Here is a 24,486-nt window from a genome sequence, read left to right as displayed (position 1 = left end):
TGGTAATGGACGGTCATGCTGAGCTTGTCGAAGCATCTCTACCGCAAGAGTAATTTGGTTTACTGCTGCGGTAGAGATGCTTCGACAAGCTCAGCATGACGTTCTATTTGCCCTAATTAGGGTATTCCTTCACGAAAAACTGCACCAGCGCTTCCATGGCCGCATCGGGCACGGCGGGGAAGTTGGCGATGCGGATGGTGGTGTTTTTGAGCGGGCCGTAGCCGCTGCCCAGCTGCAGGCCGGCTTCCTTGGCTTTGCCTTTGATTTCTTCAATCAAAGCAGCGTCGCCGCGCAGGCCGATGACGGTGGTGGAGCGGGTTTCGTAGTTGCTGATGAGGGGCGAGAGGGGCGTGGCCTGCTCGAAAAACGCGTACAGCTTCTCGGCGCGGTCTACGAGGTGCTGGTGCACGTTTTTGATGGGCTCGCGGTCGGCCAGCACGCGGCTCATGAGGTAGATGCCCAGCACGTTGGGCGTATAGTTGGTTTGGTAGTTCAGCATCTGGGCCAGCATGGCGGGCAGGGCGTTGTAGTGGGCGCGGTCGTTCACGGCCTTGGCTTGGGCCACCGCTCTGGGCGACAAAATCATCACGCCCAGCCCGGCGGGCAGCCCGAAGCATTTCTGCACCGAGCCGTACCAGATGTCGGCCTTGATGTATTTCAGGTTCAGGCCGGCCAGCGAGCTGGTGGCGTCCACAGCCAGCAGGGCGCCGCCGAGGCGGTTGTAGAGGTTCAGGACGAAGCCTTCGCGCAGTTGGGTGGCGGTGCTGGTTTCGTTTTGGGTGATGCAGACGAGGTCCGTGTCGTCGGGGGCAAAGGGCAGGCTGGCCACGTCGGGCACTTCATCGAGCCCAAACTTCAGGCCCGTGCTGGCCGGCCGAATGGCTTGGGCATACTTGAACCACTTCTCGCCAAAATCGCCGTTGTAGAGGTGAAACGAGCGGCGTGGCGTGAGGCTCTGGGCCAGAATTTCCCAGCACTCGGTGGCCGAGCCGGTGAAGAGCACCGTGTAGTCCTGCGGCACGTTGAGCTTGGCTTTGAGGTCGGTCACGGTCTGGCGCACCAGGCCGATAACCTTTTCGGAGCGGTGCCCGGCCGAGAGCCAGTCCTGGTCAAAGGCATCGGTGAGGTACTGGCGCACGGCCGGGTAAACGGCCGAAGGCCCGGGATTGAAGGTATACATAGGTCTGAACCGCGGATTCAGCGGATTTTTCGGATTTCACGGATTTTGGAGGCGACCCTTCGCCCACCAAGACAACTGCCCCGGCCTTTAACGAGGGCACTTGCAAAACCGTGTAGCCGGCTGGAAAGGTCGCCGCTCACAAAGGTCGCAGACAACGACCTACAAAATCCGTGAAATCCGAAAAATCCGCTGAATCCGCGGTACAGACTAGACCCGGAAACCCACCCGCTTGGGCGTCTGGTTGATGAACCACTGCAGGGCCAGCCGGTAGCTTTCAAGTCCGAAACCGCTGATGCTGCCCGCACAGTGCCGGCCGAAGAGGCTTTTCTGGCGGAACTCCTCGCGGGCGTGCAGGTTGCTGAGGTGCACCTCCACCACGGGCGTGCTGATGGCGGCCACGGCATCGGCCAAGGCCACGCTGGTGTGGGTGAGGCCGCCGGCGTTGAGCACGATGCCGTGGTGCGTGAAGCCGACCTCGTGCAGCTTGTCGAGAATAACCCCTTCGTGGTTGCTCTGGAACTGCGTGAGCTTCAGTTGCGGGAAGGTTTCTTCCAACTCGGGGAAGAAGTCTTCGAACGAGCGGTTGCCGTAGATGCCGGGCTCGCGCCGGCCCAGCAGGTTGAGGTTGGGGCCGTTGATTATCAGAATTTCCATGGTGGAGAGTGTGCTTGCGGGGAATAAAACGACTCCAAAGAACGTCATGCTGAGCGAAGCGCAGCGGAGTCGATGCATCTCTGCCGTGCAGGTAATTCTGTTGTCCCCACGAAGCGGGAGAGATGCTTCGACTCCGCTCCGCAGGACGTTCCGGTGCGTTCTTTGGGGTGTTTAAACCACTGCAACCATGACCTGGCCCCAGGCAATCAAACAATTCGACGGCTACCTGCGCCTCGAAAAATCCCTCTCGCCCAACTCCGTGGAGGCTTACGTGCGCGACATCGGCAAGCTCCAGCAGTTCCTCCTCATTCAGCGGCTGCACGTCGGCCCCACGCAGGTGAGCACCGACGTGCTGCGCGAATTTCTGGCCACCCTGCAAGGACTGGGCCTGAGCGCCACCTCGCAAGCCCGCACGCTCTCCGGCCTGAAAGCGTTTTTCAGCTTCCTCATCATGGAAGACTTGCTGAAGCTTGACCCCACCGACACCCTCGAAGCCCCCAAAACCGGCCGCCACCTGCCCGATACCCTCAGCTACCCCGAAGTAGAGCAACTGCTCGGAGCCATCGACATGAGCACCGACGACGGCCTGCGCGCCCGCGCCCTGCTCGAAGTCCTTTATTCCTCCGGCCTGCGCGTGAGCGAATTGTGCGACCTGCGCCTGAGCAACATCTACACCGACGAAGGCTTTATGAAAGTGGTGGGCAAAGGCAACAAGGAGCGCCTCGTGCCCGTGGGCCGCGAAGCCCTCAAGCACCTCAACTTCTACCTCAGCGGCGTGCGCGGCCACCTCGACATCAAAAGCGGCGCCGAAGACTTTGTGTTTCTGAGCAAGAACGGCCGGCCGCTGTCGCGCATCACCGTCTTCACCACCCTCAAGAAACTGGCCGAGCAGGCGGGCCTGCGCAAAACCATCAGCCCGCACACGCTGCGGCATTCCTTCGCCACGCATCTCATTGAAGGCGGGGCCGACCTCCGCGCTGTGCAGGAAATGCTGGGCCACGCCAGCATCACCACCACGGAAATTTACACGCACCTAGATAGGGACTTCCTGCGGCAGGTCATCACCGAGTTTCACCCGCGCAGCTAGGGGAGGAGGGGATGCTGGTGTGGGCGGTACTGTCATCCTGAGCGCAGCGAAGGACCTTACCAACCCTGAATGACACGTAGCACCTTCGGTTACGGTAAAACACCCGGAAGTGAGAAGGTCCTTCGCTGCGCTCAGGATGACAGACGGGCCTTCTGTATTCTTCGCCGTCGTTTCCCACCTGCCTTGTGTAAATTTGACCTTTCTGTATTCGTCGAATGGCCGATAATCGTTATAAAACCCCTCCGCCCGGCACCTCGGCCAACCGCCCCGCCGACCCCCGGCCCTCGCGGCGCAACGAGCCGCGTCCCAATGGCCCGGTCCCGGAGCCGGCGCCCGCCCGTCCGGAGCCCCGGCCCGCCGCCGCCAATGTGCCCAAGGCGGCGCGTTACGCTACCGCGCCCAAGCCCGAAGCGCCCCGCGCCCCGCGCGGGCCCGTGCCCGGCGCGGGCAAGCTGCTGGGCCTGCTGCGCGACCGCCGCTTTCACTTGTTCGTTGGCTTCGGGCTGCTCCTGGGCAGCCTCTACCTCACCATTGCCTTTACTTCGTTCCTGTTTACGGGCCACGCCGACCAGAGCGTGGTGGCGGCCATGGGTACCATTCCCGTGCGGGAGGCCGGGCAGGAATCCGGCAACTGGCTGGGCCTGCTGGGCGCCTGGGCCGCGCAGCTGTTTATTTATAAGCTGTTCGGTATTGCGGCGTTTGCGCTCATTCCCATCGTATTTTTCCTGGGGTATAAAATTGTGTTCCGCACCGCCACGGTGTCGGTGAGCTACGTGATGGCCCTGGGCCTGTTCACCATGGCTTGGCTGAGTTTGCTGCTGGGCTATGTGGTGGTGACGCTGGCCACGCCCGGCGCCGACCCCGTGCTGGCGCACCGCCTCGATTTCCTGTGCGGCGGCGTGGGGTTCGAGGCTGCCTCCTGGCTCGACAGCCTCATTGGCTGGGGCACGGTGCTGCTATTGGCTTTTGCCTTGATTTCGTTTGTGGTGTTCTTTTTCAACGTCACCAGCCTCAACCTGGGCCGCTTCCGTCGCCTCAGCACCGAAGACGACCCTGAAGAAGACGCCGAGCTGGAAGCCGAAATTGCGGCCGAACAAGCTGCCTCCGAGCAAGCCGCCGCTCCCGTTGCCGTGGCTGCTTCTGCTAAAGTGCGCCCAGCCGTGCCCGAAGCCGCTGCTGCTTCGGCTGCTACGGTTGCCGCCGGGGGAGCTCAGGCCGCCGGCTTGCCCTTGCGGCTCGACGGCGACGTGCCCGAAGAACCCGCCGCCCCGCAGGAATTTGAGCCCGCTCCCCGCCTCGGCGCGGGCGTGGCCCTGAGCGTTGCCAGCGCAGCAGTGGCACCCGCTGCTACTGCCCTGACCTCGGCCGCGGCCCTTGTGCCTGCGGTGGCTTCGGGCCCGGCGTTTTCTATTGAAATGCCTGCGCCGGAACCGGAAGGCCCCTTGGCTTCTAGTGTACCCGCGTCGACTATTCCTACGCCGCTTTCGCTGGCCGACTTGGCCGATGGCGACGCGCCACTACCAGTAGCCAAGTCTGTCAGTCCGCCAGTCCCGCGCCCCCTCGAAATCACCGTGCCCGGCCGCGACGACCTGGACCCCAACGCCGGAGCCGACATTGCCGCCGTGGTGGACGAAGACGAGGACGCCGACGCCATGCCGCCCGGCAATTACGACCCCACGCTGGAGCTTTCCCGCTTCCAGTTCCCCACCCTGGAGCTGCTCAACGACTACGGCGTGGCCAAAGCCCAGGTGACCAAGGAGGAGCTGGAGGCCAACAAGGACCGCATTGTGGAGACGCTGGGCCACTACAACATCGGCATTGCCAGCATCAAGGCCACCATCGGGCCCACGGTTACGCTCTATGAAATCGTGCCCGAAGTAGGGGTGCGTATTGCCAAAATCAAGAGCCTGGAAGATGACATTGCGCTGAGCCTGGCGGCCTTGGGTATTCGCATCATTGCGCCCATTCCGGGCAAAGGCACCATCGGCATCGAGGTGCCGAACACCAAAAAGGAAATGGTGAGCATCCGCTCGGTGCTGGGCTCGGAAAAGTTTGCCCGCTCGGAAATGGACCTGCCCATTGCCTTCGGCCGCACCATCACCAACGAGGTGTTCGTGGCCGATTTGGCCAAGATGCCCCACTTGCTAATGGCCGGAGCCACGGGCCAGGGCAAGTCGGTGGGCCTGAACGTGATTCTGGCCTCGCTGCTCTACAAGCGCCACCCAGCGCAGCTGAAATTTGTGCTCGTTGACCCCAAGAAGGTGGAATTGAGCATCTTCAACAAGATTGAGCGCCACTACCTGGCCAAGCTGCCCGACACCGACGAAGCCATCATCACCGACACCAAGAAGGTGGTGAACACGCTCAACTCGTTGTGCATGGAGATGGACCGGCGCTACGACTTGCTCAAGGAAGCCGGCTGCCGCAACCTGAAGGAGTACAACGCCAAGTTCATCGAGCGCCGCCTCAACCCCAAGAAAGGCCACCGCTTCCTGCCCTTCATCGTGCTGGTGATTGACGAGCTGGCTGATTTGATGATGACGGCCGGTAAAGAGGTAGAAACGCCCATTGCGCGCCTCGCGCAGCTGGCCCGCGCCATCGGCATCCACCTCATCGTAGCCACCCAGCGCCCGTCGGTGAACGTCATCACCGGCATCATCAAGGCCAACTTCCCCTGCCGCATCTCCTTCAAGGTGACGAGCAAAATCGACTCGCGCACCATCCTCGACACCGGCGGCGCCGACCAGCTCATCGGGCAGGGCGACATGCTGTTTTCGGCCGGTTCCGACCTGATTCGGGTGCAGTGCGCCTTCATCGACACGCCCGAGGTCGACCGCGTCTGCGACTTCATCGGCGAGCAACAGGGCTACTCCGACGCCTACCTGCTGCCCGAAGTGGCTGGCGCCGACGGCGACGGCGGGGGCAACGAGGAAATGGACCCCTCCGAGCGCGACTCCATGTTTGAAGAGGCCGCCCGCTGCATCGTGCTGCACCAGCAGGGCAGCACTTCGCTCCTGCAACGCAAGCTCAAGCTCGGCTACAATCGCGCCGGGCGCCTCATCGACCAGCTCCAGCACGCCGGCATCGTGGGCCCGTTCGAGGGCAGCAAGGCCCGCGACGTGCTCATTCCAGATGAATATCAACTGGAGCAATTGCTTAACAGCATGAAGTAGCGCCGCCGGGCGGAGTACCGCGAAATAAAATTTCGCGGTACTCCGCCTGACGCACTTTTTTCTCTTCATTGATGCTTCATTGGCATTTTGGCCGGACGTTTGTTAAACAGAATCCGTATCAGGCATTCCAAGCCCTGCACAAGCGCTTTTTGACCCTTCTCCTTATAATGAAAAAATCCTTCTCTTTCCTGTTGCTCGCGGCTACGTTCGCATTGCCCGCTGCCGCCCAGCAGGACCCCAAAGCCGGCAAGATTCTGGACCAGATGAGTGCCAAATACCAGGCACTGAAAGCGTTTCAGGCCACATTTACCCAGACGCTGGAAAACCCCAGCGCCAAGGTAAAGCAGAACATCAACGGCGACATTGTGGTGAGCGGCCAGAAATTCCGCCTCAAAATCAGTGGCCAGGAAGTCATCAACGACGGCAAAACCACCTGGACTTACCTGAAGAACGAAAACGAGGTAAACATCTCGGATTCGGACCCCGATTCGCAGGAAATGTCGCCCTCCCAGATTTATACCATGTATAAAAAGGGCTACAAGTACACCTACGTGCAGCAAGTGACGGAAGGCGGCGAGCCGCTGGATGTGATTGAACTGGCCCCTGAAAACCGTCAGAATGACGTGTTTAAAGTGCGCCTGAAAGTGCGCAAGAAGGATGCGTCGGTGAAAAGCTGGCAGATGTTCAAAAAGAACGGCAACCAGTATACTTTCCTCATCAAGAAATTCCAGCCCAACCCACCCACCGATGCCGGCACCTTCGCCTTCGACAAGGCCAAGTACAAGAACGTGAAGGTGGTGGATTTGCGGTAATCGATTAGTTGTCAGTTTTTAGTTGTCGGTTGTCAGGCCGATAATTTTGGCGGTCCGCTTCGAAAGTTGCGGGCCGCTTTTCTTTAGCGCTCAGCCATTGGTCGGCCCTAACAACGGACAACTACCAACTGACAACTAATTTGCGGCCATGCGCGAAGATTTTCTCCATTACGTCTGGCAGCACCAGTACTTTGACAAGGCCGACCTGCGCACGACGGCAGGAGAGGAAATCCAGGTGTTGAAGCCGGGCCACCGTAATGCCGACGCCGGCCCCGATTTCCTCGATGCGCGCCTGCGCCTGGGCGAAGTGGAGTGGAACGGCGCGGTAGAGATTCACCTTCGCGCCTCCGACTGGGCGCGCCACAACCACCAGACCGACCCTAAGTACGACCAGGTAATCCTGCACGTAGTGGGCCATTTCGACGCCGACGTGTTTCGCACCAACGGCAGCCAGATTCCGGCCTTGGCGTTGCAAAACCGTGTACCGCCCGAGCTGTTGGCGCGGTATCAGGCGCTGGCCGACGCTCCGGCCGCCGCGCCGCTGCCCTGCGCGCCGTTGCTGAACCTGGTACCCGAAATCACGAGAACCATGATGACCGAACGCGCCCTGCTGGAGCGAGTCGAGCGCAAGGCTGATGCCATTACAGACCTGCACCACACGCTGGGGCAGGACTGGGAGGCCACCACGTACCACGCTTTGATGGCTGCGTTTGGCTTCCAAAAGAACAGCGAACCCCTGGCCCGCCTCGCCAAAGCCCTGCCGCTGGCGGTGTTGCGCCGCCACCGCCACAACGTGCGCCAACTCGAAGCGCTGCTATTCGGGCAAGCAGGTTTCCTGGCTGATAATGAGGAAACCAGTGAGGATGAGTACATCCAGGACTTGAAGCGCGAGCACGAATTCTTGCAACACAAATACAGCCTTGGCGCGGCCGCTTTGGCCGTGCACGACTGGAACTACCTGCGCCTGCGGCCCGCCAATTTTCCGCCCGTGCGGCTGGGGCAACTGACGGGCCTGCTACACGCCCGTCCGGCGCTGTTCGATGCGCTGCTCACGGCACAAAATGTAGCCGCCCTGATGGCTTTTTTTCAAACGCCCACGCCCGAGTACTGGCGCACGCATTACCGGCCGGGCCGGGCCGGCAAGGTGCCCAGCCTGGGCAAAGCCAGCATCGACCTGCTCATCACCAACGTGGTGGTACCGTTGCGCGTGGCCTATGCCCGCCACCTGGGCGAGCCTGCGCTGGTGGAAAGCAGCGTGGCGTTGCTGAGCGAATTGCCCGCCGAGCACAACCAATTCACGGACGTGTACGAAGCCCTTGGCTTTGCGCACCGCACGGCGGCCGACTCGCAAGGCCTGCTGGCGCTGCACAAAAACTATTGCACCCCGCGCCGCTGCCTGCACTGCGCCATTGGCAGCCGGCTGGTGCAGCAGCCCCGCGTAGCCCGATGAAAATAGCGTTGGCAATTTTACTGAACGCGGCATTCCTGGCCTGGGTGCTGCCGTGGGTACGGCGGCAGTGGCAGCAAGCGGCGCCGCTGGGCCGGGCCGCGTTTGCGGTGGGGCTGGGCGGACGCTTAGCGCTGGGCCTGTGGGCGGCGCGGCACTTGTTGTACGATGCGCACATCATGAGCTTATACAGCCGGCAGCTCACCGCCCAGCTCTGGGCCGACCCTGCGGCGGCGTGGCAGGCATTGGTGGGCAACGAGATGCACGCCGGCGGCTACCACATGATATTTCATGGGCTGTCGAACACGTTTTTCTTTACCAAAATCCTGGGTTTGCTAAACCTGGCTTCGCTGAGTACCGACTGGCCAAACTCGGTGTATTTGTCGGTGTTCAGCTTCGCCGGGTGTTGGCAGTTGGCCCGGGCCGTGGCCCGCACGCTGCCCCAAACGCCCGCCTGGGCGCCCATCCTGGCCTTCGTGGTGTGGCCCACGGCCATCTTGTGGACGTCGGGGGTGACCAAGGAATCGGTGGTGGTGAGCAGCGGGGCCTGGCTGCTAGCCATGGCCGTGCAGCTGATTTACGGGCCGGCTGTGCGCAGCAAATGGCAGCGGGTAGGGCAGGGGGCGGCCATGCTGGCGCTGGCCCTCCTGCATTTCAACATGCGCTATTTTTTTGCCGTAGCGCTTATCGGGGCCCTTGTGGCGCTGGGCGTGGTGCGGCTGTTGCAGCCGCTGGGGTGGGCGCGTAGCCGTTGGGCACAGGCCGTGCTGATGTTGGCCGTGTTGAGCGGGGGCGCGTGGCTGGCGGCCGAAGTCAGCGTGGCGTTTCGGCTGAATAAATTTGTAAACCAGGTCAGCCGCATCTACACGCAAGACCTGGAAGCCTCGGCCGGCAAGCCGCATTTTGAATACCCTGATATGCAGCCCACGCTCGAAAGCATCGTGCGGCACGTGCCCCAGGCCATTGCCAACGTCATCACGCGCCCGTGGCTGGGCGAATCCGGCGAGCTGCGCTACGTGGCCGCCGGCCTCGAAAACCTGGTGCTGCTGCTGCTGCTGGCCGTGGCGCTGCTGGCCGTGTGGCGCGGCAAAGCGGGCCGGCTGCCGTTTGGGCTGGTGCTCGCCCTCCTGATTCAGTGCGCCGTAGTGGCCGCGTTGATTGGGTTGAGCACGCCCAACCTGGGCTCGCTGCACCGCTACCGCAGTGGAATGCTGCCGTATCTGCTGCTGCTGCTGCTGCAAAACGGCTATGCGGTGGCCGCCATGCGCCGCCTGGGCCTGCGCAACGAAACGGCTTGGCCGCCGCGCGCTGTTGCTCCCTGAAAACAGCCCCCTGCGCCCGGCGTTGTACCTTTGCAATTCCGGAGGGAGCGTCGGCGACTTGTTGCTGCCGGCCTGCTCCATTTCCGACACCCGCTTCCCTATTCATGGAAAACCCCGTTATCATTCTTGGTGCCCAAACGGTGGGCACCGCCGCACTCGATGCTTTTCTCTCCAACGACGTGGTGGTGTACTGCCTGCTCGACGACGATAAAAAGCTACAGGGCACCGAACTGCTTGATGTGCCCGTGATGGGCAACACCGACGACGGCGAGCTGCTGAAGCTGCTGGGCAAAAAGTGCGAAGTATTCGTGGCCACCGAGGACACGGCCAGCCGCCGCAGCCTGACCCAAATGCTGCGCACCGAGTACGAAGCTGTCCCGGTCAACGCTATTCATGAGCGCGCCAGCGTATCGGGCCACGCCACGTTGGGCCACGGCAACTACGTGGGTCCCAATGCCGTGGTGGCCGCCACTGCCACCCTCGGCGACGGTTGCCTGGTGGGCGCCAACGCCGTGGTGGAAGCCCGCGCCACCGTAGGCAACTTTGCCCAGCTGGGCAGCGGCGCCCTGCTCGGGGCCGACGTGCAAGTAGGTGAGTTGGCCTTCGTGGGGGCCGGTGTCGTGGTAGTGGCCGGTATCAAAATTGGCGAAAAGGCCCGCATCGGGGCAGGCTCCGTGGTGGTGGCCGACGTGCCAAACGGCCAAACCGTATTTGGCAACCCGGCAGTTAAAGTTTAAATTTTAGTTGTCAGTTGCTTGTTGCTAGTTGTCAGATTTATGAACAAACTGATGAAGCTGTTTAAAAAGTGTCCAGAAGTAAGCAGAACGTCATGCTGAGCTTGTCGAAGCATCTCCCTAGCTTCATCTACACCATCCAACGAAGCGGGAGAGATGCTTCGACAAGCTCAGCATGACGTTATGGACTTTCTAAACAGCTTCGATAGCTAGCCAACAACTGACAACAAGCAACTGACAACTATGAACTACCAGGTACTTCTTTATTACTGCTACACGCCGCTCGACAACCCGGAGCAGTTCCGCGACGAGCACCACCGCCTGTGCCTTGCGCTGGACTTGCGCGGCCGCATCATCGTAGCCGCCGAAGGCCTGAATGGCACCGTGTCAGGCACCCAGGAAAGCTGCGCCCGCTACATGGAAGCCGTGAAGGCCGACCCGCGCTTTGCCGCGTTAGAATTCAAGGTTGACAACGTGGCCGCTCACACCTTCCAAAAGCTGCACGTGCGCGTGAAGCCCGAGATTGTGCACAGCAGCCTGCGCCACGTTCGGCCCCATGAGAAAACCGGCCAGCACCTCTCCCCCGAAGAATTCAAGGCCCTGAAGGACCGCGACGATGTAGTGGTAGTGGATGTGCGCTCGGACTACGAGTACAACCTCGGCCGCTTTAAAAACGCCGTGACGCTGGATATCGAAAATTTCCGCGACTTCCCCGACCGCGTCGAGCGCCTGAAGGAGTTCAAGGACAAGAAAATTCTGACCTATTGCACCGGCGGCGTGAAATGCGAAAAAGCCAGCGCTTTCCTATTGGAGCAGGGCTTTGAAAACGTGTACCAGCTCCACGGCGGCATCATCAAGTACGGCATGGAGGCCGGCGGGGAAGATTTCGACGGCCAGTGCTACGTGTTCGACAACCGCGTAGCCGTGGACGTAAACCGGGTGAACCCCACGGTTATTTCGCGCTGTCAGCATTGCCAGCAGCCCAGCAGCCGCCTCATCAACTGCGCCAACCCGCACTGCAACGCCCACCTGCCGCTGTGCGAAGCCTGCGGCGAAACCCTGCAAGGCGCCTGCTCCGAAGCCTGCGCCGCGCACCCCGACAAGCGCGCCTACGACGGTACCGGCACCTACCCCAAGCTCAGCAACCATTATAATCCGGCGCAGGGCTTGGCCTCTTACGCTAAAGCTTAATGAGGAATGAAGAATGAGCAATGAGGAATTGGCGTGCGGCACCGTTCTTCATTCCTCGTCCTTAACCCCCCAATTCTTCATTGCTCATTCTTCATTCCTCATTCAAAAAATGATTCCTTCCTCCGAACTCATCCTGAACCCCGACGGCAGCATTTACCACCTCAACTTGTTGCCCGACCACATTTCCGATACCATCCTGACCGTAGGCGACCCCGGCCGGGTGGCGCAGGTGAGCCGGCATTTCGATTCGGTGGAATTTGAGGGCACCCACCGCGAATTCGTGACCCACGTGGGCTACTACCGGGGCAAGCGCCTCACGGTGCTGAGCACCGGCATGGGCACCGACAACATCGACATCGTGATGAACGAGTTGGATGCGCTGGTCAACATCGACTTCATGGCCCGAACCGTGCGTCCGCCCGAGGAGCGGCTCAGCCTGCGCATCATCCGGCTGGGCACCAGTGGCAGCCTGCAGGCCGACGTGCCCGTTGGCAGCCACCTGGCCACCGAGCACGCCGTGGGCCTTGACAGCCTGATGCAGTTCTACCCCTTGATGGAAACCGGCCTGGAAACCGAAATTGCCACCCAGCTTCAGCAGTCGCTGGCGCTGCCTTTCGCGCCCTATGTGGTGCGCGGCTCCGACCTGCTGCGCGAACAACTGGGCGCTGGCATGGTGATGGGCAACACGGTCACCTGCCCCGGCTTTTACGGCCCTCAAGGCCGTAGCCTGCGCCTCGACCTGCGCCAGCCCGACTACATTGCCCGCCTCCAGAACTTTCAGCACCAGAGCGCGGAAGGCGCTTTCCGCCTCAGCAATTTTGAGATGGAAACCGCCGGCTACTACGCGCTGGGCCGCCTGTTGGGGCACGAAGTCCTGTCGTTGAACGCCATCGTGGCCAACCGCGCCACCGGGGAATTTGCCGAAAACGCTGCTGCCGTAGTGGATGAGTTGATTGAGAAGACCCTGCAGCGGCTCTAATCAAGTAAGTGATTTTAGCCAAGAGGCGGTCCTGCTGAGCGCAGCCGAAGCATCTCTCCCGCGCAAGTAATTAGATTTACTACTGCAGTAGAGATGCTTCGGCTGCGCTCAGCAGGACCGCCTTTCTGCGCGGTTATTTCTGCCCGGCGTCAACTTAATAAAAATCAAAGCCCAGCACGGCTCGTAAGGGCAATGAGGCACCCGATTTGAGGGTGAGGTGGTCGGCGTCGGCGGCCCAGACGGTGGTGGCCATGCGCTTGGTGGACCCGTCGGAGGTTTTGAAATAAATGTCGAGTTTGCCGTGGTAGGCGTTGCCGAGCGTGACGGCGCGGTCCGCATCGGCGCGGCGGCGCTGACGGTCGGCCGGGTCGGCCAGCACGTCGTCGTGGGCAAAGTGCAGGGTGGGAAGTGTCTCTTTCTCAACAATCTCGACTGTGGGTGCAACCGGAATAAAGGACATGGCGGGGTGGGAGTAAGCGTTTGCGTGGGTGGCAGCAGCGGAAAAAGTCCTGCTACTGGTGTTAACAACGGAAAGTAAACCCCAGTTGTCTGTAGTTTTCCTGAAAAATTTAGGGCAGTTCCGCCAGGAATTCCATGGTATCCACCCGGTCGGCGTATTCGGCCACGCCCGGCGACTGCGCCTGGCCAAACGGCAGGCTGCCCGCAAACCGGCCGGCGGCCGATACTACGCACTGCGTTTGGACCGCCACATCGGTAAGCTGGTCCACTAGGTCAATTTCGCTGCTGTACTCCGTGTAGTGCACAATGGAAATGGGCGACACCAGCGCCGGATTTTGCGTGAGCAGCAGGAAGCCCGTGTCGTAGTGCGGCACGCGGTTGACCAGCAGAATGCTCTTGTTGTAGTCGTAATTGTTTTTGTATTTGTGGTGGTCGAACACGCCCTCATGCACCTGCAGGGCATCGAGCAGGGGCACAAAATCGTAGCCAGTCGGCACAAACAGCTTGCTCACGTTGCGACAGCCCAGCCCGTAGTATTGGAAAATGTCGGGCCCCAGTTGGGCCAGGTCGGCGCTGGTTTCCTGGCCCGTAAGTACGCCCACGCTGGTGCGGTTGCGCCGGATGAGGTGGGGCTTCTTGCCGAAATAAAACTCAAAATACCGGGCCGTATTATCCGAGCCGGTGGCGATAAAAGCATCGGCCGCATTCAGCCGCGGCAGCACCTTGATGGCATCGGTGAAGCGGGGCTCCAGTTTCGTCAATTCTTCCATCAGCCAGAGCATGAGCACGGTATCGTCCTTGCTGAGCTTGGCCAGCAGCACGTGCCCGCTGAGCAGCACGCACAACATATCGTGAAAGCCCACCATGGGAATATTGCCCGCCATCACCACCCCAATCGGGTGCACGGTGGTGGGCTCGGCCGGGTAGCGGGCCGCCCAATGGCGCAGGGGCTCTTCGGCCAGCAGGTGGGCCAGGCCCGCCACGGCGGCGGCCACGCTCGGCCGGTCAAACCAGGCATTCTGGTTGCGCGCCTGCGCGGCCAGGTTGGTCAGCTCCTCGGCCGGAATAGTGGCGAGGCGCTGGCCCAGCGCGACAAAAGCAGCTAAACGTTCGGAATGATTCATAGGAAAAGGGAGAGGAGCAGGCGGCAAGGCATGGGGCCGCTACCGAACTATTGCCCCGCAAAATTGGGCTAAACCATGCAAACCCGGTCGTTGTTGGTTAATTTTGTAGGCCCGTAGAACGGCGCAGGTCGTGCGTTTTACGTAAAGCCTGCGTGTCCCGCTTTGTTTCCCTTCACTTTCTGACCCCCCGACCGCCCCATGGCCATCATGATAACCGACGAGTGCATCAACTGTGGTGCCTGCGAGCCGGAATGCCCCAACAACGCCATTTACGAAGGCGGCGCCCAATGGCGCTGGGCCGATGGCACCAGCCTGAAAGAAGTAACCGCCGCCGATGGCGCCGTGGTTTCCGGCACCGCACCCCAAACCCCGGTTTCGGATGAGTACTACTACATCGTGTCGGACAAGTGCACGGAGTGCGTAGGTTTCCACGAGGAGCCCCAGTGCGCCGCCGTGTGCCCCGTCGATTGCTGCGTAGATGACCCCGACTACCGCGAAACCCGCGAGCGCCTGCTCGAAAAGAAAGAGTGGCTGCACATCGCCGCCTAAAATTGGGTACTATAAGCGCCAAAAAAAGGCCGCTTCCACGAGGAAGCGGCCTTTTTTGGTGGCAGCGTCAGGTACCGCAATTAAAAAACTTGTCGTAGGCCGATTCTGGAATCAGGTTCAACTGGCTCATGAGCTTGATGGGCCAGCGGCACAGGCGTAGAAACCAGTAGCTGTTGGGGTAGTCGTGGAAGGTTTTGGGCGGAGCAGCCACAATGTTCTCAAACTCGGCGCGGGTCAGGCCCAAGCGCTTGATGCAGAGGTTGATGATTGCCTCGTCCTCAATGGGGTTGATGCGCGACACCCGGTCCAGGGCCACTTCCCGGCTCATTTGGCCGGAGCGCACCAGAGCAGAATAGTTGAACAGCCGCCGGTCGATGTTGAATTTGGTGCGGTTCAGGTAATAAATCAGGCTCTGGTAGAGGTCGTCGAAATAGTGTGCGCCCGGGTTTTTCCAGCTCAGCTCTGTTTCCAACAGCTCATCAACTTCGGTGCGCACGTAGTCGAGGTGGTACAGCAGCGTCACGGTTTTGATACGCCGAATGAAAGCGTAGTAAAACATCTCTTTAATCCCTAGATTGAAGCCGGGGTCGGTGGGCCGCCAAGGCCGCAGGGGCACGGTGCCAAACTGCTTGTGCACGGCCCGCAGGTAGCGGCCATCGAGGAAATTCCAGCTCAGGGGAGCAATGCCTTCGGTGCGAAATGACTGGCCAATGACCAAATGCTTAATGCCTTCCTTCGCCGCCACGCCGTAGAGGGCGGTTGCAATGCCGAGGTCAGTGCCTTCCTCCATGTCGGGCACGGAGGCTTTCAGAAACGCAATTTTCAGGTCTTTCGACTCGCGCCAGTCCGAGGTGATGGTGCGCAGCTCCACCCCCAGCCGTTGACAGGCCCGCACCATGTTTTCGCCGGCCACAGGGTTGCCAAAACCGTCGTTGAAATGCACTGCCAGCGGGCGCAGTTTTAGCTGCGTCACGCAATACCAGAGGGAATAGGTACTGTCGCGGCCGCCGCTCACGCCCAGCACGCAGTCGTAGCGCTGGCCTTTGCCGGCCTGGCGCATGGCGTCGGCCAGTTTACGCACGGTTTGGCGGCCGGCCTCGCCCAGGGGAAAGGCCTTTTCCATGCGGTCGTGGACCGCGCAAAACGAACAGGTTCCGTCCTCCTCGAACGCGATACCTGGTGCCGTCGTGTCCATCAGGCAACGGGTGCACTGCTGGTACCCAGGTGCCTGCTCGGTTGCAATCTGGGTAAAAGAAGGGTGTGATTGTGTTAGCAAAGGAGGGGGACGAATTAGTGCTGCGGATGATTAGGGGTGGGCAGCAACGACGGATGCGGGAATATCTGGAATGGGAAGAGTAGAGGCAGCGTGAATGAAGAAGTGATAGAATAGAAAGATGAAAACTACGGAAGCTCGTCGAAGCGGTAGCCCTTGCGCTGGAGCATCACGCCAATGTCGGTGCCGCGCTCGGGGCGGTGCGGCCGCGCCAGGTCGGCTACCACCAGTTGGCCCGCAAATTCGTTGAAGGCCCCCTGGGCCTGGACGCCGTTGGCATCGACCGCCAAGGAGCAGCCCACGCTTTTTTTGCCCTCATACGGTCCGCCCACAATGTAGCCCACCGAAGTGGTGCTAATGACCACCACATTATAAAGCTGGGCCAGAATGGAAAAGGGCTTCACCCATTTTTCCTGGTACGGGTCGTGCTCCTCGTTGATGGAATAATCAACCGTCCAGGAAGCCGGGGCGATGATGAACTCAGCCCCCATACGCGCCAGCGTATGGCCGATGGACAGGCCGTCGAGGTAGTTGTCGGCGCACACGTTGACGCCAATCTTGCCCAGCGGCGTGTCCACCACGTTCAGCGTCTGGCCCACGGAGTAGAATGGCTGTTCGACCGATAATAAATTGATTTTATGGTATTTAACGATTATTTCTCCCTGCGGGTTAATGAGAATCGCCGCGTTGTAGTTGCGGCCGTCGGCAGCGCGCTCGGTGAGGCCGGCGCACACGTACAGGCCGTGCTCCAGCGCGGCCTGGCACAGTTGGTCGCTGAAGGGGCCCGGAATAGGCTGGGCCTCTTGCAAGGCGCTGGGGTGGGTCCAGGCGAAATCCAGGGTTTCGGGCAAGAGCACCAAGTCGCAGTTTTGGGCAGCGGCTTCGGCTATCTTCTCAACGGCGCGGGCCAGGTTGCGGGCGGGCTCGCCGCCCTCCACCAGCAGCTGGGCCATGCCCACGCGCAGGCTGCCCACGGGCGGCGGAATGGCGGCGGGCGCAACTGGGCTAGCGGCAGGAGCAGGTTTTCGAAAAGAAAAAAGCGCGGCCATTGATACTTTTCTGGTAATTTCTTGCGTAAACCTGAGTAAGGTACAAAGGAGGAATTAAACTTTTCCTTCTGGTGTCAGTCGCGAGTCAAATATAAAAAATGGAGGAGGCCCTACATTAAACAAGGGTTAAAAAGCGAATAAGGACAATAGATTGGTTGTCAGGGCTGGCGTTTACCCTACAGTGAAGCCAAATAGTTGATTTTTACAGGTTGTGGGCATTGTTGAAAAAAGCCAATGGCCCGGAGCCTGGACAACGGGCTTTTGTGACGGGTGTGGCACCTGCTGTTCAAACCGGACAATCGCAGCCGGGCCACGCTTGGTCCCGGAACCTGTTGCCTATTTTTGCCTTTTCTGTTTCTTTATTACCCCATGTCCCTCGCCCCCACCTATTCGCCCACCGACGTTGAAGCCAAATGGTACCAGCGTTGGCAGCAGCAAGGCTTTTTTAAGGCCAAACCCAACCTGAAAAAAGTCCCTTACACCGTCGTCATCCCGCCGCCGAACGTGACGGGTGTGCTCCACATGGGGCACATGCTCAACAACACCATTCAGGACGTGCTGGTGCGCCGCGCCCGCATGCAAGGCAAGGAAGCCTGCTGGGTGCCCGGCACCGACCACGCCAGCATCGCCACCGAGGCCAAAGTAGTGGCCTTGCTCAAGGAGCAGGGCATTGCCAAAACCGACCTCACCCGCGAGCAATTCCTGGCCCACGCTTTCGAGTGGAAAGACAAATACGGCGGCATCATTCTGGAGCAGCTCAAGCAGCTCGGCGCCTCATGCGACTGGGACCGCACCCGCTTCACCATGGAGCCCGACCTGACCGAGGCCGTGCTCCGCGTGTTCGTGGACCTGTATAATAAAGGCCTGATTTACCGCGGCGTGCGCATGGTGAACTGGGACCCGAAAAGCCGCACGGCGATATCCGACGAGGAAGTAGTGCCCAAGGATGTGATGGCCAAAATGTACTACCTTAACTATGCGGTAGTGGGGCAGGAGGGTCAGTTTCTGACAGTCGCTACGTCGCGTCCCGAGACGATTATGGCCGACGTGGCTGTGGCCGTGAACCCGAACGACCCCCGGTTTGCCCATCTGGCTGGCCAGAAAGTGCGCATCCCGCTGCTGGGCCGCGAAATCCCGGTGATTTTTGATGAGTACGTGTCCATCGACTTTGGTACGGGCGCGCTGAAGGTGACGCCTGCTCACGACCTGAACGACTACGAGCTGGGTGTGAAGCACAATCTACCGGTAATAGATATTCTGGCTGACGACGGCACCCTGAATGAAAAGGCCGTGCTCTACGTGGGCCAGGACCGTTTTGCCGTGCGCAAGCAGATTGCCAAGGACTTGCAGGAAGCCGGATGCCTCGTAAAGATTGAGGAATACGCCAGCATCACGCAGATGTCGGAGCGAAATCCTGATACGGTGATTGAGCCCAAGCTCAGCTTGCAGTGGTTCCTGAAAATGGAGCACCTGGCCAAGCCGGCGCTGGAAGTGGTGGAAAACGACACCATCAAGCTGCACCCGCCCAAGTTCAAGAACATGTACCGGGCCTGGATGGAGAACGTGCGCGACTGGTGCATTTCGCGTCAGCTCTGGTGGGGCCAGCAGATTCCGGCCTATTACCTGCCCGATGGCACCTTCGTGGTGGCCCTGACGGCGGCGGACGCGTTGGAAAAAGCCCGCGCCCAAACCGGCAAGCCGGACTTGCAACTCAGCGACCTGCGCCAGGACGAGGACGTGCTCGATACCTGGTTTTCGTCGTGGCTGTGGCCGATTTCGGTGTTCGACGGCTTCAAAGACCCCGACAACGCCGACATCAACTATTTCTACCCCACCAACGACCTGGTGACGGGGCCGGACATCCTCTTTTTCTGGGTGGCCCGCATGATTATGGCCGGCCTGGAATACCGCCAGGAAGTGCCCTTTAAAAACGTGTACCTCACCGGCATCGTGCGCGACGCGCAGGGCCGCAAGATGAGCAAGCAGCTCGGCAACTCGCCCGACCCGCTCGACCTCATCGCCCAGTACGGCGCCGACGGCGTGCGGACGGGTATGCTGTTTTCGGCCCCCGCCGGCAACGACCTGCTCTACGACGTGAAGTTGGTGGAGCAGGGCCGCAACTTCTCCAACAAGCTTTGGAACGCCTTCCGCCTCGTGAAGGGCTGGGAAGCCGATGCCTCGCTGCCCTTCGTGAATGCCAAGCCGGTAGAGTGGTTCAACGCTAAGCTGCAGGCCGCCATCGTGGAAATGGACGACCATTTCGAGAAGTTCCGCATGTCGGATGCGCTGATGACCATCTACAAGCTGGTGTGGGACGATTTCTGCGCTCAGTACCTGGAAATGGTGAAGCCTGCCTACCAGCATCCCATCGATGCCGAAACGCTACGCCACACGCTGGCCTATTTTGAGGCCCTGCTCAAGCTGCTGCATCCCTTCATGCCCTTCATCACCGAGGAACTGTGGCACGAGCTGGCCGAGCGCGGCCCCCGCGACTACGTGACCGTGGCGCCCTGGCCGCGCGCCACCGTGCCCGCCCACATCGCCGAAACCATGGCCCAGATGGAGAAGGCGCTGGCCATTGTGGCCGGCATCCGCACCGTGCGCAACCAGAAAAACCTCGGGCCCAACAAGCCCCTGATGTTGGTAGCCAAAACCGACGAGCCGCAACTCGTGACCGACTACGAAGGCATCATCCGCAAGCTGGGCAGCATCGCGGAGGTGAGCTTAGCCGATGCCGGCCCCGCCGCCTCGGTGAGCTTTGTGCTGGGCGGCAGCGAGTTCTTCATCCCGCTCGAAGGCCACATTGACCTGGCCGCCGAACGCGCCCGCCTCGAAAAGGAGCTGGAATACGCCCAGGGCTTCCGCGAGTCGGTGCAGAAGAAACTGGGCAACGAGAAATTCGCCCAAAATGCCAAGCCCGACGTGCTGGAACGTGAGCGCCAGAAGCTGGCCGATGCCGAGGCAAAAATTGCTGCATTGGCGCAAGCCCTGAAAGGCTTGTAGCACGTAGCCGAAGGTTTTTAAGTAACAAAAAGGCCGCTCCTGACTATTGGGGGCGGCTTTTTGCTTTAGCTGCAAAGCCGGTCAGAATCAATTCGGCGACATGTGTCGTTATATTCGCGTCAGTTGTCGCAACACCGAGTGCTAAGATGGCATCATGCCGAGTGCAGCGAAGCATCTCGCGCGCAATGCAATGCATTCGACAGCATTACAACCACAAGCGAGGTGCTTCGCTGCGCTCTGCGTGGCGGCCGCACTTATAACTACAAACCCCACGCCATGACTCCGTATGCGTTTATAGATGTGCTGGGCGGCCCGTCGGTGGTGGGCGAGCCCATTGCCAGCGACTTGCAGCTGGTGGACGTGATTCAGCGCGGGCTCCAGCGCAAAGCCCTCGACCACCTGGCCCGGCGCTCGCACCTGCCGCTGCCGGTGCTGGCGGCGGCCGTCGATTTGTCGGTGCGTACCCTGCAGCGCTACACCCCGGCCCAGCGCCTCAAAGCCGATGCCACCGACCGGCTGGTGCAGCTGGCCACCCTCTACGCCGAGGGCTTCGACTTATTCGGCGAAGCGAAGTTTCGGCATTGGATGGAATCTTCTATTCCGGCATTGGGCAGCCGCAAACCCGTCGAGTTCATCAACTCCTCCGTGGGCATTCGGATGCTGCGCGACATGCTGGGGCGCATCGAGCACGGTGTTTTTGGGTAGAAATGGAAGTTTTTCGGCTTGCCCGCTACACCCGGCGCTTCGACCTGAGCGGCTACGGGGCCTACCTCTACGGTGGCCGCTGGAACCTGCCCGGCTTGGCGCTGCTCTACACGGCCGAGCAGCGGGCCATTGCCCTGCTCGAAACTTTGGTTCACCTGCCCGTCGAGGACTTGCCCAACGACATGTATCTCATGACGCTGGAAGTGCCCGACGATGTCAGCCGCGAAACCCTCGGCCCCAGCGACCTGCCCACCGATTGGCAGCGACTCTCCATGCCGCAGCCCACGGCCATCCTTGGCCACGCGTGGTTGCAATCGGGCCGTAGCGTAGCCTTGCAAGTGCCGTCGGTCGTGGTGCCGCAGGAGCGTAATCTGCTGCTGAACCCCGTGCACCCCGAGTTTCTGCGGGTGCGGCTGCTGGAGGCGCAGCCCTTTCATTTTGATGAGCGGCTGAAGAAATAGCTTTGGTGCTTATTGCGGGATGCCACCGGGTTGGGCCTTTTGCAAAGGGGCCAGCTGGTGTTGTAGTTGGAAGGTAACCTTCTGGCAATCAGTAAAGCGCTGCTCGGATAGTTTCAAGGCCTTTTCCGTGGCATCAAGCTGCTGGTATAAGTAACCGATGAGGCCCAGCGCTAAAACCAGCGCCCCGAGAAACAGAATGTTTTTCATATAATTCAAAAGAAGAAAGACCGTCATGCTGAGCGCAGCCGAAGCATCGCGCGTGCAGTAGTAAACCAATCGAAGGAATTACTGCCCCAAGCGAGATGCTTCGGCTGCGCTCAGCATGACGGTCTTTACATGCAGTGAGTGGTGCGCTAGATGGCCGTGTTCGGGTCGAACTGCTCCAAATAATCGGCTACTTTGCGCACGAACATGCCACCAAGCGAGCCATCCACCACGCGGTGGTCGTAGCTGTGGCTCAGGAACATGAAGTGGCGAATGCCGATGAGGTCGCCCTGCGGTGTCTCAATCACGGCCGGCTTTTTCTTAATGGCGCCCACGGCCATGATGGCCACCTGCGGCTGCATGATGATGGGCGTGCCCATCACGTTGCCGAACGAACCCACGTTGCTCAGCGTGTAAGTACCGCCTTCAAGGTCGGCGGGCGTGAGCTTGTTGATGCGGGCGCGGTTGGCCAGGTCGTTTACCTTCTTGGTCAGGCCGTTGAGGTTGAGCTGGTCGGCGTTGTGAATAACGGGCACAATCAAGTTGCCCGAGGGCAGGGCCACGGCTACGCCAATGTTGATGTCGCGCTTCTTGACGATGTAATCGCCGTCGATGGACACGTTTATCATCGGGAAATCCTGGATGGCGCGGGCCACGGCCTGAATGAAGATGGGCGTGAACGTCAGGTTTTCGCCCTCGCGCTTCTTGTAGGCGTCCTTGTGCTTGTTGCGCCAGTTCACGATGTCCGTCACATCGGCCTCCACGAAGCTGGTAACGTGCGGCGAAATCCGCTTCGAGTCCACCATGCGCTGCGCAATCATCTTGCGCATGCGGTCCATCTCAATCAGTTCCTGGCCGCCGCTCACACTGGGTGCGGGCTTGGTAGCGGGGACTTGGGGACTTGAGGTCTTGGGGACTTGGGTTTCGGTAGGAGCGGACTGGGGCTGTGTGGCTGGCGCTTCGGGAACAGTAGTTACGGCGGCGGCTTTGGGGCCGAGGGCGGGCTTGCCAGCGGCTACGTAATCCAGAATGTCCTTCTTGGTCACGCGGTTTTCCTTGCCCGTGCCGGGCAGGTATTCCAGGGCCGTCATGCTCACCCCTTCTTCGCGCGCAATACTCAGCACCAGCGGCGAGAGGAAACGGCCGGGCTGGTGCTCGGCACCGTTGAGGGCCGATTGTGCCGCCGGAGCGGCATCGCTCGTGGGCAAATACGGTACTTCGGCTACTCTGGCATCCGGGGTGCTGCCGTTGCTGGAAGGAGCGGAAACTGTTGCGGAAGCCGGTGCGCTGCTGGCAGCCGAGGCATCGGTTTCCATCACGGCGATGGGCGCACCCACGGCCACGACCTGGCCTTCCTGCACGAGGATTTCCTGTAACACGCCGGCATAGATGGCCGGAACTTCGGTATCAACTTTGTCGGTGGCTACTTCCAGCACCGATTCGTCCTGCTCAATGGTGTCACCAACTTGCTTGAGCCATTTTAGGACGGTGCCTTCCATGATGCTTTCGCCCATTTTGGGCATCGTCATTTCCACTCGTGCCATATATTAGGAGGGGTATTGGGGAATAAAGGGTGGGGTGGGAGTTTGGTGGGGCAAAGGTAGCCAGAAAGCTGAACGCCCCCGGCGCGCAGGGCAGCGGGGGCGTTTTAATAATCTGAGTATGCTGGCAAGCGACGAATTATGGCCTGCAGTACTGGGCTTAACAACTTCACCGAACCACGAATTTGAACGTGTAAAAACCCGTGGCACGTCGGGGATTGTCCCCAACGGCGACAAAGCGGACCGCCCACAAGGCCTGTCGGCATAGCTCCTGCTGCCGGGCCGAAACGGTGCTGCTGATTGCCAGCACCGAGTCGAGCGTGCCGGTGGCATTGACGACAAGCTTAAAGCGTACACTTCCCGAAAAATCATCTAAAGCTTCGACGCACACCGGTTGCTCGAAGCGCCAGCCCAGCCCACTCCACTCGTCGGTAGGCTGTTGTCTTGGGCCTGAGTCAGATGCTGTCGGCGGGGGCGATAAAACACGAGGCTGCGCCGATGCCTGCATACCCCCCGCACCGAGCAAGAAACAGGCGGCTCCTGCGCTTACTAAAAAGTGTGTTTTCATTGGCGAATGAAGTTACTGAACGAGGTACTGATAACTTGCTGGGCAGCCTTGAAAGGTAAGCAATAAGACAGATGCACCTTATCGCAGGGGGCGGAAATACTTGGGGCGCAGCCGACGGCGAATAGCTGGCGGCAACGGCCAACCCTGCTCATACATTTGCACCACGCCCGCTTCTCGGCTCTCGCTGTAGCGCCCAAGCTGCCGCACCGCAAGCACCGTCGATGCCAGTGCATTGAGTGTCAATACTACTGCCACAGTTCCTTTTCCCCGGGATGTTGCGAACAGCGAGCCCGCCAAACCTGCAAGGCCGTATCCCGCTTCACCCAAGGCAGTGCCCCGGCGCTGTCGGAACAGGTTGTGCACCGCGTAGGCAGAGTCGCGGACCGGACGCGGCGTACCGGCATCCTGGGCCCGAAGGGAAGTCGTTGCCAGTAAGAAGAAAAACAGCAGTCGGAACAGCATCAAGCAAAGAAAAGGGCCAGGATTCAAAAAGAAGAATCCTGGCCCTTTCGGGAAGTTGCACGGAATTTATCGCTCGATGACGATAGTCGGGATGCCTTCTTCGGCCAAGTCCCCACCCGTTTCCGGTGCCGCTTGCCGAAACTTCGAGAAGCAGATGCTGCGGTTGGAGGCGTAGCGGTTGGTGGGGTCGTTGATGACGACAACATGCGGAAACGTGCCGAATTCCTTACCCTCGTACAGCAATGTTTTCTTAATGCCCAAAGCTGGCTTGTTCACCACATCCACGTAGATATTTCGGCCCACGCCCTTCGGCCCCGGCTTGGCAAAGAGCACCGTGGTTTCGATGCTGCCGTTGCAGGAATCGGCACAACTTGCGATGCTGCCAGTTGCAGCAACAGAGATTGCCAACAGACATTTTAGGAAAAACAGGCGGTTTGAAGACATAACGCAGAACTAGGAAGCGGCTAGTTATACTCGTCGCGAAGTAGGGTGCGGGGCCTGCCCCCGCC

The 24,486-nt window shown here is 60.3% G+C and carries 22 protein-coding genes; 12 read left to right on the top strand and 10 right to left on the bottom strand.

All coding sequences use genetic code 11. From position 1 onward, the window contains the following. Positions 1 to 112 precede the first annotated feature (112 nt). Together JKL48_RS09245 and aroQ are read right to left on the bottom strand one after the other, a co-directional pair. Positions 113 to 1,180, bottom strand: coding sequence for an aminotransferase class V-fold PLP-dependent enzyme (locus JKL48_RS09245; protein ID WP_201981696.1), 1,068 nt, complete (start codon positions 1,178 to 1,180; stop codon positions 113 to 115). A 207-nt stretch (positions 1,181 to 1,387) separates the two neighbouring features. Further along, positions 1,388 to 1,834 (bottom strand): type II 3-dehydroquinate dehydratase, encoded by a 447-nt coding sequence (gene aroQ, locus JKL48_RS09240; RefSeq protein ID WP_201981694.1) that lies wholly within the window; start codon positions 1,832 to 1,834, stop codon positions 1,388 to 1,390. Positions 1,835 to 2,021: 187 nt separating this feature from the next. On the opposite strand from aroQ, the gene xerD reads away from it, so the two are divergent. From xerD to JKL48_RS09200, 8 genes are all read left to right on the top strand, one after another. Then, positions 2,022 to 2,921, top strand: coding sequence for a site-specific tyrosine recombinase XerD (xerD, locus tag JKL48_RS09235; RefSeq protein WP_201981692.1), 900 nt, complete (start codon positions 2,022 to 2,024; stop codon positions 2,919 to 2,921). 215 nt (positions 2,922 to 3,136) lie between these two features. Continuing rightward, positions 3,137 to 6,094, top strand: coding sequence for a DNA translocase FtsK (locus JKL48_RS09230; RefSeq protein WP_201981691.1), 2,958 nt, complete (start codon positions 3,137 to 3,139; stop codon positions 6,092 to 6,094). Positions 6,095 to 6,261: 167 nt separating this feature from the next. After that, positions 6,262 to 6,906, top strand: a complete 645-nt coding sequence (locus tag JKL48_RS09225; protein WP_201981689.1) for a LolA family protein — start codon at positions 6,262 to 6,264, stop codon at positions 6,904 to 6,906. Positions 6,907 to 7,054: 148 nt separating this feature from the next. Then, the gene (locus tag JKL48_RS09220) at positions 7,055 to 8,356 is read left to right on the top strand and encodes a DUF2851 family protein (RefSeq protein ID WP_201981688.1); all 1,302 of its coding nucleotides are present in this window, start codon (positions 7,055 to 7,057) and stop codon (positions 8,354 to 8,356) included. A gap of 8 nt (positions 8,357 to 8,364) precedes the next feature. Continuing rightward, positions 8,365 to 9,675: a hypothetical protein gene (locus tag JKL48_RS09215; protein WP_201981686.1), complete on the top strand. Its 1,311-nt coding sequence runs from the start codon at positions 8,365 to 8,367 to the stop codon at positions 9,673 to 9,675. Positions 9,676 to 9,779: 104 nt separating this feature from the next. Then, positions 9,780 to 10,412 carry a NeuD/PglB/VioB family sugar acetyltransferase gene (locus tag JKL48_RS09210; protein ID WP_201981684.1) on the top strand — a complete coding sequence of 211 codons (633 nt, stop codon included), beginning with the start codon at positions 9,780 to 9,782 and terminating at the stop codon, positions 10,410 to 10,412. Positions 10,413 to 10,652: 240 nt separating this feature from the next. Beyond that, positions 10,653 to 11,600, top strand: a complete 948-nt coding sequence (gene trhO / locus JKL48_RS09205) for an oxygen-dependent tRNA uridine(34) hydroxylase TrhO (RefSeq protein ID WP_201981674.1) — start codon at positions 10,653 to 10,655, stop codon at positions 11,598 to 11,600. Between the two features lie 109 nt (positions 11,601 to 11,709). Beyond that, a complete protein-coding gene (locus JKL48_RS09200; RefSeq protein WP_201981672.1) occupies positions 11,710 to 12,579 on the top strand; it encodes a nucleoside phosphorylase in 870 nt (289 codons plus the stop codon). A 154-nt stretch (positions 12,580 to 12,733) separates the two neighbouring features. On the opposite strand, the gene JKL48_RS09195 is transcribed toward JKL48_RS09200, so the two are convergent. Further along, complete coding sequence (locus tag JKL48_RS09195) at positions 12,734 to 13,039, bottom strand: hypothetical protein (protein ID WP_201981670.1); 306 nt, start codon at positions 13,037 to 13,039, stop codon at positions 12,734 to 12,736. A 109-nt stretch (positions 13,040 to 13,148) separates the two neighbouring features. After that, positions 13,149 to 14,162, bottom strand: coding sequence for an acyl-CoA reductase (locus JKL48_RS09190; protein WP_201981669.1), 1,014 nt, complete (start codon positions 14,160 to 14,162; stop codon positions 13,149 to 13,151). A gap of 198 nt (positions 14,163 to 14,360) precedes the next feature. Between JKL48_RS09190 and JKL48_RS09185 the strand changes: the two genes are divergently transcribed. Further along, on the top strand, positions 14,361 to 14,711 hold the full coding sequence (locus tag JKL48_RS09185) for a 4Fe-4S dicluster domain-containing protein (RefSeq protein ID WP_201981668.1): 351 nt from the start codon (positions 14,361 to 14,363) through the stop codon (positions 14,709 to 14,711). 67 nt (positions 14,712 to 14,778) lie between these two features. Here JKL48_RS09185 and JKL48_RS09180 read toward each other — a convergent pair whose 3' ends face one another. Together JKL48_RS09180 and JKL48_RS09175 are read right to left on the bottom strand one after the other, a co-directional pair. Next, entirely contained in the window at positions 14,779 to 15,987 is a 1,209-nt protein-coding gene (locus JKL48_RS09180) for an N-acetyl sugar amidotransferase (protein WP_262895990.1), read from the bottom strand. Positions 15,988 to 16,112: 125 nt separating this feature from the next. Then, positions 16,113 to 17,033 (bottom strand): carbon-nitrogen hydrolase family protein, encoded by a 921-nt coding sequence (locus tag JKL48_RS09175; RefSeq protein WP_201981666.1) that lies wholly within the window; start codon positions 17,031 to 17,033, stop codon positions 16,113 to 16,115. Positions 17,034 to 17,402: 369 nt separating this feature from the next. On the opposite strand from JKL48_RS09175, the gene JKL48_RS09170 reads away from it, so the two are divergent. From JKL48_RS09170 to JKL48_RS09160, 3 genes are all read left to right on the top strand, one after another. Continuing rightward, positions 17,403 to 20,036, top strand: coding sequence for a valine--tRNA ligase (locus JKL48_RS09170; protein WP_201981665.1), 2,634 nt, complete (start codon positions 17,403 to 17,405; stop codon positions 20,034 to 20,036). Positions 20,037 to 20,312: 276 nt separating this feature from the next. Further along, positions 20,313 to 20,741 carry a type II RES/Xre toxin-antitoxin system antitoxin gene (gene parS, locus JKL48_RS09165; protein ID WP_201981656.1) on the top strand — a complete coding sequence of 143 codons (429 nt, stop codon included), beginning with the start codon at positions 20,313 to 20,315 and terminating at the stop codon, positions 20,739 to 20,741. 2 nt (positions 20,742 to 20,743) lie between these two features. Further along, positions 20,744 to 21,202, top strand: a complete 459-nt coding sequence (locus tag JKL48_RS09160) for an RES family NAD+ phosphorylase (RefSeq protein ID WP_201981654.1) — start codon at positions 20,744 to 20,746, stop codon at positions 21,200 to 21,202. Between the two features lie 9 nt (positions 21,203 to 21,211). On the opposite strand, the gene JKL48_RS09155 is transcribed toward JKL48_RS09160, so the two are convergent. The 4 genes from JKL48_RS09155 to JKL48_RS09140 form a co-directional block, all read right to left on the bottom strand. Continuing rightward, positions 21,212 to 21,478: a hypothetical protein gene (locus tag JKL48_RS09155; RefSeq protein ID WP_201981653.1), complete on the bottom strand. Its 267-nt coding sequence runs from the start codon at positions 21,476 to 21,478 to the stop codon at positions 21,212 to 21,214. A 77-nt stretch (positions 21,479 to 21,555) separates the two neighbouring features. Next, a complete protein-coding gene (locus tag JKL48_RS09150) occupies positions 21,556 to 22,950 on the bottom strand; it encodes a dihydrolipoamide acetyltransferase family protein (protein WP_201981652.1) in 1,395 nt (464 codons plus the stop codon). Between the two features lie 643 nt (positions 22,951 to 23,593). Then, the gene (locus JKL48_RS09145) at positions 23,594 to 23,977 is read right to left on the bottom strand and encodes a hypothetical protein (RefSeq protein ID WP_201981649.1); all 384 of its coding nucleotides are present in this window, start codon (positions 23,975 to 23,977) and stop codon (positions 23,594 to 23,596) included. A 66-nt stretch (positions 23,978 to 24,043) separates the two neighbouring features. After that, positions 24,044 to 24,385 carry a hypothetical protein gene (locus JKL48_RS09140; protein WP_201981647.1) on the bottom strand — a complete coding sequence of 114 codons (342 nt, stop codon included), beginning with the start codon at positions 24,383 to 24,385 and terminating at the stop codon, positions 24,044 to 24,046. Positions 24,386 to 24,486: the final 101 nt, after the last annotated feature.

This window comes from Hymenobacter rubidus (assembly GCF_016734815.1).
Classification (GTDB): Bacteria; Bacteroidota; Bacteroidia; order Cytophagales; family Hymenobacteraceae; genus Hymenobacter; species Hymenobacter rubidus.
Note: the sequence above shows the minus strand (reverse complement) of the source record. Positions and strands in the feature narration are given on the sequence as shown.